General features: G+C 61.7%; 12 protein-coding genes and 2 pseudogenes. 10 read left to right on the forward strand and 4 right to left on the reverse strand.

The window, feature by feature from the left end; genetic code table 11:
• The 4 genes and pseudogenes from ACFE72_RS01745 to ACFE72_RS01760 form a co-directional block, all read right to left on the reverse strand.
• A pseudogene (locus tag ACFE72_RS01745) lies at positions 1 to 1,167 on the reverse strand (hypothetical protein); the annotation flags it as partial.
• A 287-nt stretch (positions 1,168 to 1,454) separates the two neighbouring features.
• A complete protein-coding gene (locus tag ACFE72_RS01750) occupies positions 1,455 to 3,251 on the reverse strand; it encodes an aminopeptidase P family protein (protein WP_375411320.1) in 1,797 nt (598 codons plus the stop codon).
• 218 nt (positions 3,252 to 3,469) lie between these two features.
• The gene (locus tag ACFE72_RS01755) at positions 3,470 to 4,129 is read right to left on the reverse strand and encodes a flavin reductase family protein (RefSeq protein ID WP_375411477.1); all 660 of its coding nucleotides are present in this window, start codon (positions 4,127 to 4,129) and stop codon (positions 3,470 to 3,472) included.
• A complete protein-coding gene (locus ACFE72_RS01760; protein WP_375411321.1) occupies positions 4,129 to 4,281 on the reverse strand; it encodes a hypothetical protein in 153 nt (50 codons plus the stop codon). The genes ACFE72_RS01755 and ACFE72_RS01760 overlap by 1 nt, the downstream gene beginning before the upstream one ends.
• A 269-nt stretch (positions 4,282 to 4,550) precedes the next feature.
• Between ACFE72_RS01760 and ACFE72_RS01765 the strand changes: the two genes are divergently transcribed.
• The 10 genes and pseudogenes from ACFE72_RS01765 (at position 4,551) to ACFE72_RS01810 (ending at position 18,879) form a co-directional block, all read left to right on the forward strand.
• Positions 4,551 to 5,303 (forward strand): GntR family transcriptional regulator, encoded by a 753-nt coding sequence (locus tag ACFE72_RS01765; protein ID WP_375411322.1) that lies wholly within the window; start codon positions 4,551 to 4,553, stop codon positions 5,301 to 5,303.
• Between the two features lie 129 nt (positions 5,304 to 5,432).
• Complete coding sequence (locus tag ACFE72_RS01770; RefSeq protein ID WP_375411323.1) at positions 5,433 to 6,605, forward strand: ABC transporter substrate-binding protein; 1,173 nt, start codon at positions 5,433 to 5,435, stop codon at positions 6,603 to 6,605.
• A gap of 225 nt (positions 6,606 to 6,830) precedes the next feature.
• Positions 6,831 to 7,700 (forward strand): branched-chain amino acid ABC transporter permease, encoded by an 870-nt coding sequence (locus ACFE72_RS01775; protein ID WP_375411324.1) that lies wholly within the window; start codon positions 6,831 to 6,833, stop codon positions 7,698 to 7,700.
• A 5-nt stretch (positions 7,701 to 7,705) separates the two neighbouring features.
• Complete coding sequence (locus ACFE72_RS01780; RefSeq protein WP_375411325.1) at positions 7,706 to 10,204, forward strand: ATP-binding cassette domain-containing protein; 2,499 nt, start codon at positions 7,706 to 7,708, stop codon at positions 10,202 to 10,204.
• A 7-nt stretch (positions 10,205 to 10,211) separates the two neighbouring features.
• Entirely contained in the window at positions 10,212 to 11,465 is a 1,254-nt protein-coding gene (locus ACFE72_RS01785; RefSeq protein WP_375411326.1) for an amidohydrolase family protein, read from the forward strand.
• A gap of 115 nt (positions 11,466 to 11,580) precedes the next feature.
• Entirely contained in the window at positions 11,581 to 12,495 is a 915-nt protein-coding gene (locus ACFE72_RS01790; protein ID WP_375411327.1) for a 3-keto-5-aminohexanoate cleavage protein, read from the forward strand.
• A 21-nt stretch (positions 12,496 to 12,516) separates the two neighbouring features.
• Positions 12,517 to 13,386 carry a shikimate dehydrogenase gene (locus ACFE72_RS01795; RefSeq protein ID WP_375411328.1) on the forward strand — a complete coding sequence of 290 codons (870 nt, stop codon included), beginning with the start codon at positions 12,517 to 12,519 and terminating at the stop codon, positions 13,384 to 13,386.
• 102 nt (positions 13,387 to 13,488) lie between these two features.
• On the forward strand, positions 13,489 to 14,475 hold the full coding sequence (locus tag ACFE72_RS01800) for an ABC transporter substrate-binding protein (RefSeq protein WP_375411329.1): 987 nt from the start codon (positions 13,489 to 13,491) through the stop codon (positions 14,473 to 14,475).
• A gap of 26 nt (positions 14,476 to 14,501) precedes the next feature.
• Positions 14,502 to 16,195, forward strand: a pseudogene (gene ilvD, locus ACFE72_RS01805) (dihydroxy-acid dehydratase).
• A gap of 269 nt (positions 16,196 to 16,464) precedes the next feature.
• The gene (locus ACFE72_RS01810; protein ID WP_375411330.1) at positions 16,465 to 18,879 is read left to right on the forward strand and encodes a PAS domain S-box protein; all 2,415 of its coding nucleotides are present in this window, start codon (positions 16,465 to 16,467) and stop codon (positions 18,877 to 18,879) included.
• Positions 18,880 to 19,054: the final 175 nt, after the last annotated feature.

Genomic DNA, 19,054 nt, shown 5'->3' on the forward strand with positions numbered 1-19,054 from the left:
ATCGACGATGAGTTGGTTCAGTCGATCCGCCTCGTCTTCACCCTCCTGGATCTTTTCATCTAAACTATTGATCCTTCGTATATTCTCTGACCTGATCTTCTGTGCATAATTACCCAGGCGCCTGACTTCCGTGTCGCGGTCAGCGATCGCGCGCTGTAGTCTATCTATTTCAAGATCACGGTCGCCGATGATGCGCTGAACCCTTTCAATTTCGCTTTGAGTCTTTATTGCGTATTCCTGAAGCCGCAGCACCTCAGTTCGGAACTGCTCGACATATTGCTCCAGTAATGCGATGCGCGCTTGATTGCGGATCTCATCCTGCGCCTGCAACTGGGTTTTCTCTTCAAGTTCCGTTTTATCGGCGCGCAGCAGATCTGTTGCGGCTGACTGGTGCGCCAGCGAAATCTCGACTCTCGACGCAAACGAAGCGGTGTCTCGATGTGAGGCACGTTCGCGTAATGTCGACCCAAAGTACTCGAACGCCGATCGCATCGCCGCCGCAGTGGCGCTACCGGCATCCTTGAAAGCAGGAGAAAGCTGCCGCGGGTATGCAGCCGCTGCGGCGGTCAGTTCGATATTCGGCTTGCCATTAAGGCTGAAGGAGGACCGTTTCCTGAAAACTTTCCGCCAAGAAGGCGCCAAATGCTCCGGATGCACGATAATGGCGAGGCCCCGCGGAGACAGCCTGGCAAGCCATTGCTGGGTCTCGATATCGGAAAGCTGCGATGTTTGTTGGCCGTCAATATGGAGTAAATCGATGGTTCGCGAGCCGAGAGCCTCGAGAATTTTTGCTGGCTCGTCGTGCAGATGCGAGATGCTCTCGAAATGTGCGGCATGATATGCGCCGGGTGAACTTACGTCGCTCTCTGAGTCGCGTTCGTCGAAAATGTCCACGACGCCCAAGCATTCAGCACCATAATTTAATTGTTCAACTGCCTGGCAAAAAGCCAGATAGTCGTCGGGCCTGCCGGAGGCCAGATCAACGATAAGGCGCGGACGAGTTGCATCTATAAGCCAAAAGTAAAATGGCAAATGCGCGGTCCGGGAGGCGAAATTCCACCGCGGTATCGAGAACGCCGACGGCAACAGCCAGCCGTATGGTTGCGGCGGGGATCCGGGACCGGCACTGGGAGAGCTTTGATCGTCAGACCAAATGGTAGCGCTCATGGCTTCCTTCACAGGAATACTCGACTTGAACTGACTTTTGGAGAACAGAAGACATTCCGCCCGGCCCCACAATGCGTCATCTCTTGCCTGATCTCAACCCGACCCAGCAACGTCATGACCTCGCCGGGGGGGCGCGGCTTTGGCAGGGCGTCGCAAACGGCGATCCGGGGCGTGCGTTAACAGAAATCTGCAAACCATCCCGATGCCCCGAGTACTCGCTGGTTGGCCCGGTGCCATCCGCGCGCTGCGGCGTGCCCAAGCATTCGACCTCAATTCCAGCCGGCAAATCAGGCCAGTGGCTTCGTGGCAGTTATGAGGTAGTCGAGATCCTGCCCTGATAGCTCGGAAGCCAGATTTCGGCCTACCCAAGCATGATAGCTGTTGACCCAGGCGACCTCCTGCTCCGTAAGCATCGCAAGGTCGATCAGCCGGCGCTCGTAAGGCGCGATCGTCAAGGTTTCGAATTCCAGCAAAGGCTGCTCGGCGAGGTCTGGCTGTTCGGCGGCTTCGCGCACTGCGACCAGGTTCTCGACGCGGATTCCGAACGCATCGCGCTTGTAATAACCGGGCTCGACCGACACCACCATGCCGGGCAACAGCGGGACGCCGGCTCCGCGCGCTGAAATCGACTGCGGTCCCTCATGGACCGACAGATAGAAGCCGACTCCGTGGCCGGTGCCGTGCTGGAAATCGACGCCATCCGCCCACAGAAATTGTCGTGCCAGCGGATCTAGCTGGGCGCCGGAGACGCCCTTTGGAAATCGGGCGCGGCTCAGTGCCACATGCCCCTTGAGCACTTGGGTATAGCGGCGGCGCATTTCCTCGGTCGGCGTGCCGATGACGGTGACCCGGGTTACATCGGTGGTACCGTCGAGAAACTGCGCACCGCTGTCCACCAGATAGATATCACCATCGGCAAACGGCCGGGCGTTGGTGTCGGTCAACTGGTAATGCGCCTCGGCCGCATTGCCCGCAGCAGCCGAGATGGTTGGAAAGCTCAAGCTACGAAAATTCGTGAGGCCGGCGCGCAGGTCGTAAAGTTTTTTCGCAGCCGTCCATTCGGTAAGTCCGCCCGGCGCTTCTCGCGCAAACCAGGCGAGGAACCGGGTCAGAGCAACGCCATCGCGGTGATGGGCGGCGCGTATCCCGGCGAGTTCCGTTGCCGATTTCTGAGCTTTCATCAGGACGATCGGGTCGATGCCGACATCAACCTTGGCGCCCGCCGCTCGCACCAGATCGGCGAGATAGACGCTGGCGGATGCATTATCGAGCCGCACAGTTCCGGGGGCAAACCCGGTGAGCACCTCGACCATCGCGCTCGGAGGCGCGATCGATACCGCGCCACCTTCGGTCAATGCTTCGGCAAGTTCACCGGTTATCTTGGCGGGATCCAGGAACAGGACCGCAGTGGCGTCCTGCCGCAGCAATGCGAAGCCGAATACGACAGGCGTCAGCATGAGGTCACTGCCGCGAATGTTGAACAGCCAGCTTAGACTGTCAGGCGCCGAAACGAGCAGCGCATCGACGCCCTCACGCGCGAGCTGTTCGGCCACGCGGTGCCGCTTCTCTGCAGCGGTTTCACCGGCAAAGCTTGCCGCGTGCAGGATTACCGCACCGGCCGGGGAGGCAGGACGGTCAAGCCAAATCGCGTCGATGGGATTATCGACGACCGGAGCGATCTTGATGCCGCGGGACTTGAAGGCCGCGCTGAGACGGTCGATCTCGTCGACGCGATGCAATCGCGGATCGTAACCGATGACGTCGCCTGCCGACAGGCGGGCCGATAGCCAGTCGATCGAGGGATTCTGCTCCGAGGGCAGCAGGCTCCAATGCGCGCCATCGATTTGTCGCTCCGCCTGCAACCGGTAGCGGCCGTCGGTGAACAGCGCCGCCTCACGCATGGTGATAGCGGCAAATCCAGCGGTGCCGGAAAAGCCGCTGATGAATCTCAGCCGCTCGTCGGAAGGGGCTACGTACTCATTCTGGTGAGCATCCGCGCGGGGAACGAGGAAAGCCTGGAAGCCGGCCTGCCTTAGTTTCGCGCGCAGTGCGGCCAGCCGGTCGGTGGGGGAGGGTGCTGTCATTGGCGGCTCGGAAAGTTGTGTCGGGATCAAGACTGAGGCGTCTCGAGGATGTACCGGATACCCTATCCGCGTTACCTGCGGCGTGCCAAGCATTTGACAAGGCCCAGCAGGGGATCCACCGGGCAAAGCGTATTCGTCGGCAGCCAAGCCGAACTAAGCGAACGGGCAATTGACGTTCCGCATGCTTCTACGCTCTATGCATCGAGCCGCTGCAGCATTCATTCACGCTCGGAATCGAAATCCGCCAGCGTCGGGGTCGGCATTTCGAAGCGGTCACGGATGGTCGCGCAGGTATTGCCCCCGAGCCGCGCGATGGTGTCCAGCCTGGCCGGATCGATGCGCATGCGCTCCACGTCGATGACGTCGTGGTGGTAATGCGCGAACACGATCTCGCCCAGTATGATCTGGCGCGATTTGCCTAATTCCAGGGTAAGGTGGCGGCGGCATTCGAACGATGCAGGTGCTTCCTTGATCCAGGGCGACGCCACCGCCGTGCCTGGCATTGCGGTTAGGCCGGCCGCCTGCAATTCGTCGCGCTCGGAAGAAAACGACACGGCGCAGATATGCATAGCCTCGGCGATGGCGTGTGAGACGATGTTGACGGTGAAGACCTCGGTCAGCCGGATGTTGAGCGCCGTATCCTTGAACGACATATCCGGGTGATTTTCGACGCCCAGCGCGAGAATTGGCGGATCCGCCGAGAGGCAGTTGAAGAAGCTGAAAGGCGCGGCGTTAATGCGGCCTTGCGGATCGACCGTGGTCACCAGCGCGATTGGCCGCGGCACCACGGTGCCGATCATCAGCCTGTAGCGGTCGCGTGCCGACAGGGTGCGGAAATCGAACGTCACATCCTCAGGTCCGTCCGGAATGGCGTCCATCATGTGGACGTGATCGAGGGTGCCTCGGCATGGGCCCGCAAGAATCGTCGATCGACCCGACGCGTGGGCCGCGCCAGCGATACCGGCGCCACGCCGCCGCCGAGGTCGATCAGCTCCGGCTGCAACCGCGAATTAAGAACCGCTTTGCTCATGCAAGGCCCATCTGCGTCATCCCGGCCAAATCCTGTATACAAGATCTGTGGCCCGATCACGACGTCCTCCGTCTTCCGCTTTATCGCAGCGCTCGACGACATGAGGGCCCACATAACGGCAATTATTCGCTGTTTTAAAGCCCGTTCGAAGCGCAAACTTTAGGCGTTGTGCTGCTCGTATTCGGGCGGACGGACCAAAATTGCCGCATCTTGTGTACGATATTCTGAATTATCGTATGCCGGAATTGGTCCGTTGAGAATAATTCCGGATGAACAAGAAATCCATCCGCGTCGATATTGCCTGCCGGGCGCTGCGTCAGGCGATCATCGAGCAGGCGTTGCCGCCCGGCACCAAGCTTCCGGAGGATGAGCTCGGCGCGCGCTTTTGTATGAGTCGCACGCTTGTTCGGGCAGCGCTGGCGCATCTGCAGGCGGAAGGCCTGGTCGATGCGCCCCCGCGGCGTACGGCAATCACCGCCAAGCCGACGCTGGACGAAGCGAAGGAAGTGTTCGAGGTCCGGCGCACGCTTGAGCGGCAGGTGGTTGGTCTGGTGGTCGAGCGCTGGCGGCCGGAATTCGGTGCCGAACTCGAAGGTCATGTTCGCGAGGAAGCAGCTGCCCGCCAAGCCGGCGACTCCCGGGTGTCAATCCGGCTCGCGGGCGAATTTCACACCCGACTCGGCGAAATGTCCGGCAATCGGTTGTTGCGGCGCTATCTCGGCGAAGTGGTGTCGCGCTGTTCGCTGATCCTCGCACTGTATGGACGGCCGCATTCGGCCGACTGCGCCATCAGCGAGCATCGCGAGATCGTCGCGGCATTGCGCGGGCGCAATGCCGATGCCGCCGTCGCGGTGATGGATCGCCATCTCGGCGCGGTCGAGCGCCGTGCACTGCTCGATCAAGGCCGCGACTCGCATTTCGATCTCGGCACCGTGTTGTCGCGCTACGCTACGGCTGCCGATAACGGTAACCCGTCGAAGATCGCACGGTTACCGAAGCGGAAACTGCGGGCGGCGAAATGATCGGGGCAATCCCATTGGTGTCTTGCTGCCGTGGTGCAGGCTCACTTGATGAAGCCGGTCGTGTTACACCGGCATGGCATGGCCCTTGCTTGAATTTCGTGAATCCATTCGTTTAACGGAGATCCGGTCATGGCTTTCGCGCATTTATCTTATAGAGTGATGCTCGCAGCGTCGCTCTTGCTCGCCGTCGCAGTGCCGGCGAAAGCTGAAGATACCGTCAAGCTCGGCCTTGTCGCTGCAATGTCAGGGCAGTCGGCGAAATCCGGCGAGGCTATTGTTCGAGGCCTGGCTTTGGCGATCGACGAAATCAATGCCAAAGGCGGATTGCTCGGCAAAAAGGTCGAACTGCTGGTGCGCGACGACGAGAGCAACCCCGCCAAGGGCGTAATCGCCGCGCGCGAACTGGTGCAGCGCGAGAAGGTCGCCGCCTTCTTCGGCGGGCTGGATACCCCTGTTTCTGTTGCGATCGTTCCATTCGCCAATCAGTCGAAAGTGCCATTCATCGGGGTGTGGGCGGCGGGCACCGCGATCACCCGCAACGGCGCGGCGGAAAACTACGTGTTCCGCGTCTCGGCGGTGGATGCCCTGGTCGACGTAGCGCTGGTCGATTACGCCGCGAGAAAATACGGTGCAAAAAAACCCGGAATGATCTTGATCAATAACCCTTGGGGTGAATCCAACGAAAAGGGCCTGAAGGCCGCGCTTGAAACCAGGAGCATGCCGTTTGCCGGTGTCGAGAAGTTCGAGACCGGCGACGTCGACGTGGTGCCGCAGTTGACGCGGCTCAAGGACGCGGGCGCCGATGCGCTGTTCATGGTCGCCAATGTGGCACCTTCGGCGCAGGTGGTGAAATCGCTCGACCGCATGGGTTGGAACGTCCCGGTCGTATCGCATTGGGGACCCTCGGGCGGACGCTTCACCGAACTAGCCGGCCCCAGCGCGGAAAAAGTTCATTTCATCCAGACCTTCAGCTTCTCGGGCAACAACAGCCCAAAGGCCGCCGGTGTGCTCGAAGCGCTGAAGAAGAAATATCCCGAAATCAAGTCGGCCGCCGACGTGACGCCGGCGGTAGGTATCGCCAATGCCTACGACGCCATGCACCTGACGGCGATGGCCATTGCAGGCGCCGGCTCGGCCGACGGTCCGGCAATCCGTGAAAGCTTTTACAAGATCGGCACGTACGATGGCCTGATCAAGGCGTATGACAAGCCGTTCTCGACCGAGAATCAGGACGCATTGTCGCCGTCGGATTATATCTTCACCTACTTCAAGGGTGACGAAATCCTGCCGCTGACGAACTAAGGAGCTACATTTGGTCGAAACCTCCCCGCCCGGACACAGCCGCTCCTCGCCCCGCGCTGCGCGGGGAGAGGGGGAGGACTCGTCGGTCCGGGAGTGTTGAAGATGAGTTGAGCGCAGTACCCCGTCCCTCACCCGACGCCTGCGCTGCGCGCATGCTTCGACCTGTCCCGCGCAAGACAGGGAGAGGTTTAATTTGCCTTTCCCTGAAGGTCATGCAGGAATCTCATGCTCGCTTCGGCCATCATCTCGGGCATCGGTCTTGGCAGCATGTACGGACTGATCGCGCTGGGCTTTCACATTACCTATGTCGTCTCCAACACCGTGAATTTTGCGCAGGGTTCGGCGATGATGCTGGGCGCGGTGCTTGGCTATACCTTCGGCGTAAAACTGGGCTGGCCGATGCCGCTTGCGGTCATTGCCGCGCTATCGGCCTGCGCGCTGTTCGGGCTTGCGGTCGAGCGCATTCTGGTGCGCCCGTTCGTGGCGCGAGGCTCGAATGCGTGGCTGATGGCGACCGTCGCCGCCGGCATCGTGCTCGACAATGCCGTGCTGTTCACCTTCGGCAAGGAGCCGCGCGGGTTTCCTTCCGCGCTGGCACGCGAGCCGATCCGGATGTTCGGCGCCGGCGTTTATCCGCTGCAGCTCGTGATTCCCGTTGTCGGGGTCGGCATCGCATTAGCGATGCATCTGGTGCTTCGTCGCACCCGCCGCGGCAAGACACTGCTCGCGGTCGTGCAGAACGCTGATGCGGCCCGGCTGATGGGCATCAACGTGCACCGCACCGTCGCGGTTTCCTTCATGGTCTCCACCGCGCTGGCCGGCCTTGCCGGACTGTTGATTGCGCCGCTGTTCAGCGTCAGCTCCGAGATGGGGACGCTGTTCGGCATCAAGGCGTTCGCCGTCGCCATTCTCGGCGGCATGGGCTCGGCGTGGGGAGTGGTGATCGCCGGTCTCGCCTACGGCCTCATCGAGGCGTTGGTTACGGCGTTTCTCGGATCGGTGTACACGCAAATCGTCGTCTTTTCCGTGGTGATCCTCGCGCTGACCCTGATGCCGAACGGACTGTTCGGGCGCGCCGCCATCAACAAGGTCTGATGGCGATGAATTCCAGATGGTGCGCGCTTGCGATGCCGACGGCGCTGCTTGTGTTGACCGGCGCCTCGGCGCTGTATGCTGCAAAAGCAGGGGGTTATGCGCCATTTGTGCTGGCGATGGTGGCGCTGACGGCCATTGTCGGTGTCGGGCTCAATATCCTGGTCGGATTGACCGGCCAGATTTCGCTCGGTCACGTCGGCTTCTACGCCATCGGTGCCTACAGCGTCGCGATTCTGACCCTGAAGGGCGTCAGCTTCTGGATCGCCTTGCCGCTGGCGGGTTTGATCGCGGGCGCTATCGGCCTGCTGTTGTCGCTCCCGGCGTTGCGTGTAAGCGGTCCCTATCTCGCAATGGTAACCATCGCGTTCGCGTTCATCGTTCAACATCTCAGCATCGAATGGCGGGATCTTACTGGGGGATCGAATGGTCTGATGAGCCTGCCGCCGCCGTCCATCGCCGGCGCGGTTTTCACCGAACGCGAGATCGCGCTGTTTGCAATCGCCGTAGCCGGGATATCGACGTTCTTGTTTTATCGGCTTGCCGGCTCGGCCTGGGGCAAGGCGATGGTTGCAGTGCGCGATGCGGAAGCAGCAGCCCGCTCGATCGGACTGAACCCCGTCAGCATCAAGGCCGCGGCGTTCATGCTGTCGGCGGTCTTTGCGGGAATAGCGGGCGGCATCTTTGCCGCATTGCTGGCGTTCGTCGCGCCGGACTCGTTTCCATTCTCGCAATCGATATTGTTTCTGCTCGCCTGCGTGGTGGGAGGCGCGGGGTGGGTGCTGGGGCCGGCGGTCGGCGCTGCCGTCACGGTGGTCCTGCCGGAGCTGTTGTCGAATCTGGCGGAATACCGCCTGCTGTTTTTCGGCATGCTGCTGCTGGTAGTGCTCTGGCTGGCGCCGGAAGGCATTCTCGGTGTCATCGCGCGGCTGTTCCGCCGCATCGATCGTCGCACCGCCAAACCCGAGGGATTCGACATCGCATCGTTTCTTGCTTCAGGCGCCGTCGGCGATGCCCTCGAGGTTCGCGAAATTGCCATCACCTTCGGTGGCATCAAGGCCGCGTCCAGCGTCAGCTTCACTGCATTGCCGGGCAAGGTCACCAGCGTGATCGGCCCGAACGGCGCCGGCAAGACCACGGTGCTCAACATGATCGGCGGCTTCTATCGGCCCGACGCCGGCAGCATCCGCTTGGGCAATGCGGAACTCGCCGGCGCGCCGGCCTGGAAGGTGGCACGAACCGGTATTGGACGCACTTACCAGACCACAAAACTGTTCGAGACCATGAGCGTGCTCGACAACATACTGATTGCAATACGCCGCGGATCGCTCGGTTCGATGCTGTCGTCCGCCGCTGACGGCGCCGATCATCGCGCCGCGGAAGGGCTGCTCGCCTTTGTCGGCTATCACGACACGGTAATGCGCATAGCCGGCGATCTGCCGCACGTCGATCGACGGCTGGTCGAGATCGCACGGGCATTGGCCATGCGACCACGCGTGCTTCTGCTCGATGAGCCGGCGGCCGGTCTGATGACGCCGGACAAGGATGCCCTGAGCGGGTTGCTGCGCCGGCTCGCCGATTCCGGAATTGCCGTAATCCTCGTTGAACACGATATGCGGCTGGTAATGGGAATTTCCGATCACGTCGTGGTGCTCGATGCCGGCAAGCCGATCGCTGCTGGCACGGCGAACGAGATCCGGCACGATGCAAAAGTTCTTGCGGCCTATCTTGGCGCCGCCGAAACCCGCGCCCGCGCTCGCCGCCGGCCCTGGAGCGGGCCGCAGGACGCGGTGCTGACGGCCATCAATCTTGCCGCGGGCTATGGTGGCGCGCCCGTTCTGCAGAAAGTGAACGTCGAAGTACGACCCGGAGAAATGGTGGCGCTGATCGGCGCCAATGGCGCCGGCAAATCGACGCTGATGCGCGCCATTGCTGGATTGTTGCGGCCGGTCGAAGGAGAAATCATTCTTAATGACCGGCGCATCGAACGCAGCGAAGCGCATCGCATCGCGGCGCGCGGTCTGGCCCTGGTGCCGGAAGGCCGCCAGGTATTTCCCGAACTGACGGTCCATGACAACCTTGAACTCGGCGCCAGCACCCGCGAGAATGTAAACTACCAGGCTGAGATCGGCGCCTTGCTGGCGCGCTTTCCCCGGCTGCGCGATCGCCTGAACAGCCGCGCCGGCCTGTTGTCCGGCGGCGAGCAACAGATGTTGGCGATTGCGCGCGGCATGATGGCGAAGCCCGGAATCTTGTTGCTCGACGAGCCGTCGCTGGGTCTGGCGCCTGCGATGGTCAACGAGCTGTTCGATGTGCTGGCCGATCTCCGCGACGAGGGCATCACGATTCTGCTGGTCGATCAGATGGCGGTGCTGGCGCTGGCGATAGCCGATCGCGGCTATGTGATCGATTCCGGCCGGATCGTACGCGAAGATACCGCGCTCGATCTGGCCGGCGATCCGGATGTCGAGGCCGCCTATCTCGGTCACGCCGGCGCGGCGCAATAGGTCAGGTATGCTGTTCGATACCGTGTTGCGTGATGGGCGCATCGCCGGGCGGGAGCACGAGCGGGTCGATATCGGCGTGCGCGACGGCCGCATCGCTGCGATCGGCCCGGCACTTGACGCGGGACCGTCGGGCGGCACCTGCGAGCTTGCGCTGGACGGACGCCTGTTGATTCCCGGCTTCGTCGAAACCCACATCCATCTCGACAAGTCGTGCATTTCCGATCGCTGCGTTTGCCGGACCGGCACGCTCAAGGAAGCAATTGAAAATGCCGCCGCAGCAAAGCTCGCCTTCACCGAGGACGATATCTATGCGCGCGGACGGCGCACGCTGGAGAAGGCGATCGTGCAGGGCACGACGCGGATGCGCACCCATGTCGAGGTGGACCCCCGCATCGGGTTGAAAGGCTTTCGCGCCGTCAGCGCCTTGAAGCGCGATTATGCCTGGGCCGTCGACATCGAGATTTGCGTATTTCCGCAGGAAGGTCTCAACAACGATCCCGGGACCTTTGAACTCCTGATAGAGGCTTGCGAAAACGGCGCCGATCTGGTGGGCGGCTGCCCTTATACCGACAGCGATCCGCAGCGCCAGATCACGCGCATCTTCGATCTGGCGCGGCGTTTCGATATCGACATCGATTTCCATCTCGATTTCGATCTCGATCCGTCCTGGATGCATCTTGACGAAGTCTGCCGCCAAACTGCAGAGCACGGCTGGGCCGGCCGCGTCGCCATCGGTCATGTCACCAAATTGTCGGCACTCGATCATGCTCAGCTTGAGGAAGCTGGACTGAAACTGGCCGGCGCCGGGGTTGCGGTGACGGTGTTGCCGGCGACGGATCTGTTCCTGATGGGGCGCGACGCCCCGCATTCGGCCCCGCGCGGCGTTGCGCCGGCACATCGTCTTCTCGGTCACGGCGTGACCTGTTCTTTGGCAACCAACAATGTGCTCAATCCGTTTACGCCGTTCGGCGATTGCTCGCTGCTGCGAATGGCCAATCTTTACGCCAATATCGCGCAACTAGGACGGCCCGAGGAAATGCAGGCGTGCCTGGAAATGGTCACGTCTCTGGCGGCGAAACTGATGAACCTCAAGGATTACGGGTTTGAAGTCGGTAACCCCGCAGATATCGTCGTACTGGATTGCACCGACCGCGCCGCCGCGGTGTCGGAACTGGCGCAGCCGCTGCTGGCGACGAAGCGAGGCCGCATAAGTTTTACGCGTCCCGGGACCACCATCAATCGGCCTGTTCTCTCGATTTAGCTACGCGCTTCTGTATGGGTCGACAGGCCGGACGCGAAGCGGACAAGCAGCCAAGCCATGCCCTTTGACATCCATGGCGTAATTGTATCTGGTCGCTTCAACGTAGGAGCAACGCATGCAGAACCCGCGCGACAAAGTCATCATCACCTGTGCCGTGACCGGCAATCAGACACTACCCAGCATGACGCCGCACCTTCCCATTACGCCTGAACAAATCGCTGAAGCCTGCCTTGGAGCAGCCGAGGCGGGTGCTGCGATTACCCACATTCACGTTCGCGATCCCGAGACCGGCATGCCGTCCATGGAGATCGAGTATTACCGGCAGGTCGTCGAACTCATTCGCGCCAGAAACAGCTCGCTGATTCTCAATATCACGACCGGTCCGGGTGGACGTTTCGCGCCCTCGGAGGAGGATCCGAAGATTGCCGGACCCGGCACGCTGTTCCTGACGCCGGCAAAGCGCACCGAGCATATCGCGATGCTGCGGCCGGATATTGCCACGCTTGACCTCAACACCATGACCTTCGGTGCGCAGGTCGTGATCAACACGCCGCCCAATATACGCAAAATGGCCCAGGTGATCTACGCCGCAGGCACCCGGCCCGAGATCGAACTGTTCGATTCCGGCGATATCCTGCTGATGCACGATCTCGTTCGCGACGGAACCCTGAAAGGACCGCATCTCGCGAGCCTGGTGCTCGGTGTCAAATACGGCTTTCGTCCGGCGCCCGAAACGGTTCTGTACGCCCGCGGGATGCTGCCTCCCGCCACGGAATTCACGGCCTTCGGCACCGGCCGCTCGGCATTTCCGATGGTGGCGCAAGCCTACCTTGCGGGGGGACACGTCCGGGTCGGACTGGAGGACGCGGTCTACCTGAAGCGCGGCGTGCTGGCGGAGACCAATGCGGCGATGGTCGAAAAGGCGCGGCATATCGTCGAGATGCTCGGCGGCGAGGCCATGTCGGCAGCCGAGGCGCGCGCGCATCTTGGACTTGCCGACAACGGACGAACGACGCGCAACGTCGCTTAAATTTCAGCAGACGAAGCGATCGTGTCCGACGACCGGCCCGCATCCAGCCAACGCTTTCTTACCGGCTTGATCGGGGCTCCGATCGCGCATTCGGCGTCGCCGGCGATGCACGAGCAGGCCGCCGATGCCTTGGGTGTACGATGCCACTATCACCTTATCGAAGTTGCAGGTGCCGGCCGCGACGAGTTGCGCGCGCTGCTCGACGGCGTAAGACGCCTTGGCTTCGCGGGCGTCAACGTGACGTTTCCGTATAAGGAAGCAGTGGTCAATCTGCTCGATCAATTGTCGCCCACCGCGGCGGCTACCGCTGCCGTCAATGCCGTGGTGATCCGCGATGGCAGGCTAGTGGGTTACAACACAGACACCACCGGTTTCGTGCGGGCTGCGGCCAATCTGGTCGCGGACTCCGGGCCGGGGACCATCGCGGTCGTTGGCGCAGGCGGCGTCGGCAAGGCCATCGCGTTTGCGCTGGCGTGCCTTGGGGTCGCCGAAATCAGAATATTCGATACGGACCGGAGCAAGGCCATTACGCTTGCGACACTTCTGCGCGCAACCGGTGCGATCGTCGTCGCTGACAGCGTGGAGGACGCGCTTCGGGGAGCGGTCGGTTTGGTTAATGCAACGCCGGTGGGAATGCTCCCCGGCAGCGGCACGCCGGTCCCGGACGTGCTGCTGCATGATGGGCTCTGGGTTGCCGACGCCGTCTATTCACCGCTCCGGACACCGCTGCTGATGGCTGCACAGGCCAAAGGCGCGCGCATCATGACCGGTCGCGAACTCGCAATCTATCAGGCGGCCGACGCGTTCGAACTGTTCACGGGACTTAAGCCGTCGACTAACGTCATGGCGGATGCGTTCGATGGCGTGATGGCCAAAGCGGCCGCGGCCTAACGCCGCCCGGAACAGATCGGACAAGGTTGCTTGCTCCGCCGTTTGAAGCGTGAAAAGCTCAGTCGGCAATGGGGATCTGACCATTGTAAATGGAGCAGGATGATGCAGCGGAAGACGTCGAAATGGTTCATGGCGGCCGCAGTCGCGACCGGCGCGCTTGGCTTGGTCAACGCGGCCCACGCGCAACAGACGATCCGGGTCGGCTGGACCATCCCCGCTGAAGAATCGAAGTACTGGATGATGCGGCGGCCGGCCGAATTCCCCGACCTGGGCAAGACCTATAAAATCGAGTGGACGCAATTCCAGGGCACCTCGCCGATGACCCAGGCGCTGGCGGCAGGCGCGCTGGATTGTGCGACGCAGGCACCGCTATCGCTGGCGAACGGCGTGGTCGGAGGAAATCTGAAGGCATATATCGTTGCACAGCACGTTTACGAGAAACCCGGCGGCTTTTCGGTCTATTGGGCGGTGATGGACGATTCGCCGATTCGGAACATCGCCGACCTCAAGGGCAAAACCGTCGGCATTTCCGTAATCGGCGGCGGCACCTTCGGTCCGTTTGCAATGCTGCTGAAGAAGAACGGTGTCGATCCCGACAAGGACATCAAGCTGGTCGAAACCGGATTTGCGATCTCTGAAGATGCGCTGCGTCAGGGACGTGTGGACGCGGTAAACATGAACCAGCCTTTTGCCGCACGCGCCGAAGCCAAAGGCGGCACTCGCAAACTGTTCTCGCTTTCCGAGGAAATGCCCAACATCGTCCACATCCTGGAAGCTTGCCGCGCCGACTTCGTCGACAGGAACCCGGATCTCGTGAAAGCCTATGTGCGCGACATCACGTCCGGCATGAAAAAAGCCCTCGCCAATCGCGACGAAACACTCAAGGTCGTGTCCGAAGTCCTGAAGGCTCCGGTGCCGGTGCTTGACACTTATCTTCTCAAGGACAACGACTTCGGCCGCGATCCGGGTGCGGCGCCGAACTTCGAAGCGATCCAGAAGATGCTCGATATCTACGCCGCGACGGGAATGTTGCCCAAAATGGACGTGGCGCAGTTCAAGCATCCGGCCATCGTCGCGCCGCTGCAGTAGTTCCGGCGTTCATCGGTACGACGATCATGAAAAAGTGGCGATCGCGCGTGACCACCGACGGCCTCGATCGCGCACCGCACCGGGCGTTCATGCGGGCGATGGGGCTCGACGACGCGGCCATCGCCAAGCCGATGGTCGGCGTGGTCAGCATGAAGGGCGAGCAGACCCCATGCAACATGACCCATGATTTTCAGGTCGAGGCCGCCAAGGCCGGAATCTCGGAGGCCGGGGGCACGCCGCGCGAATTCACAACCATTTCGGTGTCCGACGGCATCAGCATGAACCACGAGGGCATGAAATTTTCCCTGCTCTCGCGCGAGTTGATCGCCGACTCGATCGAAGCGGTCGTCCACGGCCTCGCCTACGACGCCCTGATCGGCTTTGGCGGTTGCGACAAGACGCTTCCCGGCGTGATAATGGGAATGGTCCGCTGCAACGTCCCGTCCATCTTCATCTATGGCGGAAGCGCGCTTCCTGGCCAGATCGAAGGGCGGACCCTTACCGTGCTGGATTCCTACGAGGCGGTCGGTGCGGTAATGACCGGCGAACTCGATAACGGGGCGTTCGAAGCCGTCGAGCGCGCCTGCCTGCCGACGATCGGCGCCTGCGCCGGACAGTTCACGGCCAACACCATGGCGATGGTTTCCGAGGCGATGGGACTGACCATTCCGAATGTGTCGATGGTTCCCGGCGTTTATGCCGAGCGCGCGCATGCTGCGCGTCAGGCCGGACATCTTGTGATGCAAATGCTGGAACGTCGCGGACCGCTGCCCCGCGAGTTGGTGACGCGGAGAGCGCTGGAGAACGGCGCGGCCATTGTTGCCGCCACCGGCGGCTCGACCAACGCCGCGCTGCATTTGCCCGCGATCGCCAACGAAGCCGGGATACCATTCACCCTCGACGACGTGGGCGCCGTGTTTGCCCGCACGCCCCTGATCGGCAATCTGCGCCCCGGGGGCAAGTACACCGCCAAGGACGTCTATGACATCGGCGGAACCGCTGTGGTGGTCCGCGCGCTGGTCGAAAGCGGCCATGTCGACGGCGGCTGCCTCACCATCACCGGCCGGACATTGCGGAGGAATACGGTCAGGCCAACCAGCCCGACGGCGAGGTTATTCATCATACCGGCACGCCGATCATGGCTGACGGAGGGGTGGCGGTGCTCAAGGGCAACCTTTGTCCGGATGGCGCCGTCATCAAGGTCGCAGGCCTGAAAAAGCTGGTGTTCGAAGGCATCGCCCGCGTATTCGAAAATGAAGAGGCGTGTGTCGATGCGGTGCGCAACCGCAATTACCATGAAGGCGAGGTTCTCATTATCCGCAACGAGGGGCCGGTGGGTGGTCCCGGCATGCGGGAGATGCTGGGTGTCACCGCTTTGATCTACGGTCAGGGAATGGGCGAGAAGGTCGCTCTCGTCACCGACGGCCGTTTTTCGGGCGCGACGCGCGGTATATGCATCGGCTATGTGTCGCCCGAGTCGTTTGTCGGCGGTCCGCTCGCGCTGGTGCGCGATGGAGATCGAATTCGCGTCGATGCGGCGGCACGGCGGATGGATATGCTGGTGAATGAGGCGGAACTGGTGGGACGTCGGATGGCGTGGACGCCGCCGCCGCCACGCCATCGGGCGGGCGCGCTTTCGAAATATGCAAGGCTGGTCGGCCAGGCTCCCGGCGGCGCCGTCACGCATCCAGGATCAGCCGATTGGCCGTGGTTCGATTAAAGGCGCGATTGATTGCTGCAGACGTTACCGCTCGTCGGCGACGCCGACCCTATGCCGATTTCCAGCCTTCCAGCGTGCAATCCACAGCGCGACGCCGCGCCGTTGATCGATGCGATCTGGACGCTCGACAGGAATCCGGATGTTTCAAATTGGCCGCTGAGACGGTGCTGCGGATGGACCGCCGGTAACCTTCGCATCGATTCATGCATTGGAGAATTGAGGCGCTCCGATATAAAGTATTTGCCGGAATCTTTCGTGAAGGAGCGGGAATGGTTGGCGTCAGCGAGGATGAACTTCGTCGTCGAATCGAAGCGCTTTCCGTTTCGGAGCAGGCGCTGAGGGATCGCGAGAATGAACTCGCCGGCATCCAGCAAATCGCCAGGGTGGCTGGAGTCAATGTTGATCTCCGTCATGGGTTTCGGAACGAGCGCCGGTCTCCGGAGTACCGGGCGATTCATGGATTGGCGGCGGACGCGAATGACACGCACGAGGATTGGATCCAGCGGCTGCATCCGGATGATCGCGCCCGTACCGTGCAGCACTTCCTCGACGCCGTAAACGGGACCAAAGAGCAGTTTTCGTCGGAATACCGCATTATCAGACCGAACGATGGACAGGTGCGATGGATCGCGACGGAAGCTCGCATCGAGCGGGGCCCGGACGGCGAGCCGCTACGGCTGGTGGGGGCCCACATCGACATCACCGACCGCGCCGTTGCAAAGGAGACGCTGCGCGAAAGTGAGGAGCGGTTCCGATTGATTGCCAACAGCGCCCCTGTTCCTATGTGGGTGAGCAGGCTGGACGGCAAGCGCGCGTTTGCCAATCAGGCGTACCTGGATTTTCTAGGCGTTGGTTACGACGAAGCGCTTGTGTTCGATTGGCGCACCATCCTGCATCCGGACGATCTGCCGCGAATTCTGCAGGAGCAGATCGCCGGAGAGTCGTCGCTCAAGCCGTTTGCGCTCGAAGCGCGCTATCGTCGTGCCGATGGCCCGTGGCGGTGGATGCGATCCGAATCCCAGCCGCGCTGGGATCCGGCCGGAAAGCACATCGGCTTTATCGGAGTAGCTCACGATGTAACCGTGGCCAAGGAGGCCGAAAGCGAACTCCGGCGTCTCAACGAAACACTGGAGCAGCGCATCAAAGAGCGCACCGCCCAGCTTCAATCGAACGAGGCGCAGATGCGCGCCATTTTCGAAACCAGCAACCAGTACCAGGGGCTTCTGGATCTCGGCGGCAACGTCTTGTACGCCAACACTACCGCGCTGGCCGGCATTCGCGCCAGCACATCGGATGTGGTCGGCAAACCGTTTTGGGATACCCCATGGTTCGCCGGCACCGATGGCATGCGTGACGTCGTTCTCAATGCTTTTGGTGCGGTCGCGAACGGCGAAAGCGTGCGGATGGAAATGCTTCTTCATCTGCCGGCCGGCGACCGGTTTTTTGATTTCGCGATGCGGCCGGTCTTCGATCAGCACGGCGCCGTTTCCGGCGTGCTGATCGAAGCGGTGGATATCAGCGAGCGGCGCCAGGCCGAAGACGCCCTCAGGCAGTCGCAAAAAATGGACGCGGTCGGCCAGCTCACCGGGGGCGTGGCTCACGATTTCAATAACCTGCTCACGATCATACGTTCAGCGACCGATTTCCTGCGTCGCCGCGAGCTGACCGAGGACCGGCGTCGCCGTTACATCGATGCAATTTCAGACACCGTTGACCGCGCGTCAAAATTGACCGGCCAGCTTCTGGCGTTCGCGCGGCGACAGCCGCTCACGCCGCAGGTGTTCGATGTCGGCTTGCAAGTGGAGAGCATTTCCCAGCTGATCCGCCCGCTCGTCGGCGGTAGAATCCAGATCAACCTCGATCTCCATCCGCGCTGTTTTGCGATGGCCGACATCGCACAATTCGAGACGGCGCTGGTCAACCTCGCGGTGAATGGCCGGGATGCGATGGCGGGCGAGGGTTGCCTGTCAATCAGGGTGAAAACCGTCGATGCCATTCCGGCCCTCCGTGCTCATGCCAGCCGCAGCGGCGAGTTCATCGCAGTCTCGGTCACGGATATCGGATCGGGTATTGCGGCCGACCAGCTCGAAGCCATCTTCGAACCGTTCTTCACCACGAAGGAAGTCGGCAAGGGTACCGGTCTCGGGCTCAGCCAGGCAGTTGGATTTGCCAAGCAGTCGGGCGGCGAAATTGAAGTAATCAGCACGCTGGGCGAAGGTTCGACATTCACCATCTACTTGCCTCAGGCCGAAAGTCCGGCTGGCGGCGCGGAAGTCGCTACGGTCAGCGCAGAGGCGGCGGCGAGCGGCCGCGGGCATCGTGTGCTGGTGGTGGAGGACAACGAAGATGTCGGGCGATTTTCCACCGAATTGCTGCAGGATCTGGGTTATACGATCAGATGGACGGCTAATGCGAGGGAGGCGCTTGCGGCTCTTGCCGAGGACGAGTTTGCCTTCGACCTGGTGTTTTCCGATGTCATCATGCCCGGAATGAACGGTGTCGAGCTTGCCGCCATCATCCGCGAACGCTATCCCGGCCTGCCGGTGGTATTGACCAGCGGCTACAGCAGCGTTCTGGCCGACAATGCCCATCGCGGTTTCGAACTGATCCAAAAGCCCTATTCGGTCGAAGCGCTGTCCCGGACGTTGCGAAAAGCGATCTCCGAAGGGCGGACGGTTTGGTGAAGGCCGGGAATTTCTCCCGCTGATGCAGGGATATTTTTCCATCGCCGCCTCCCGTGATACATTTTCGATCGGCTTGCGCCGTCTACCACGTTGACTTCCCCGTCCGAGGTGATCGCCTTGGGCGGGGCTTTTTGTTTGAACGATCGTTTGCCGGCTTCGGCGGGTCGGGAATTTT

Origin of the sequence: uncultured Bradyrhizobium sp., from assembly GCF_964252615.1 — a bacterium.
Classification (GTDB): Bacteria; Pseudomonadota; Alphaproteobacteria; order Rhizobiales; family Xanthobacteraceae; genus Bradyrhizobium.

Coding starts and splice junctions, on each gene's coding strand:
- ACFE72_RS01750 (WP_375411320.1), bottom strand. CDS start 3,251: ATGACAGCACCCTCCCCCACCGACCGGCTGGCCGCACTGCGCGCGAAA.
- ACFE72_RS01755 (WP_375411477.1), bottom strand. CDS start 4,129: ATGGACGCCATTCCGGACGGACCTGAGGATGTGACGTTCGATTTCCGC.
- ACFE72_RS01760 (WP_375411321.1), bottom strand. CDS start 4,281: ATGAGCAAAGCGGTTCTTAATTCGCGGTTGCAGCCGGAGCTGATCGAC.
- ACFE72_RS01765 (WP_375411322.1), top strand. CDS start 4,551: ATGAACAAGAAATCCATCCGCGTCGATATTGCCTGCCGGGCGCTGCGT.
- ACFE72_RS01770 (WP_375411323.1), top strand. CDS start 5,433: ATGGCTTTCGCGCATTTATCTTATAGAGTGATGCTCGCAGCGTCGCTC.
- ACFE72_RS01775 (WP_375411324.1), top strand. CDS start 6,831: ATGCTCGCTTCGGCCATCATCTCGGGCATCGGTCTTGGCAGCATGTAC.
- ACFE72_RS01780 (WP_375411325.1), top strand. CDS start 7,706: ATGAATTCCAGATGGTGCGCGCTTGCGATGCCGACGGCGCTGCTTGTG.
- ACFE72_RS01785 (WP_375411326.1), top strand. CDS start 10,212: ATGCTGTTCGATACCGTGTTGCGTGATGGGCGCATCGCCGGGCGGGAG.
- ACFE72_RS01790 (WP_375411327.1), top strand. CDS start 11,581: ATGCAGAACCCGCGCGACAAAGTCATCATCACCTGTGCCGTGACCGGC.
- ACFE72_RS01800 (WP_375411329.1), top strand. CDS start 13,489: ATGCAGCGGAAGACGTCGAAATGGTTCATGGCGGCCGCAGTCGCGACC.
- ACFE72_RS01810 (WP_375411330.1), top strand. CDS start 16,465: ATGGTTGGCGTCAGCGAGGATGAACTTCGTCGTCGAATCGAAGCGCTT.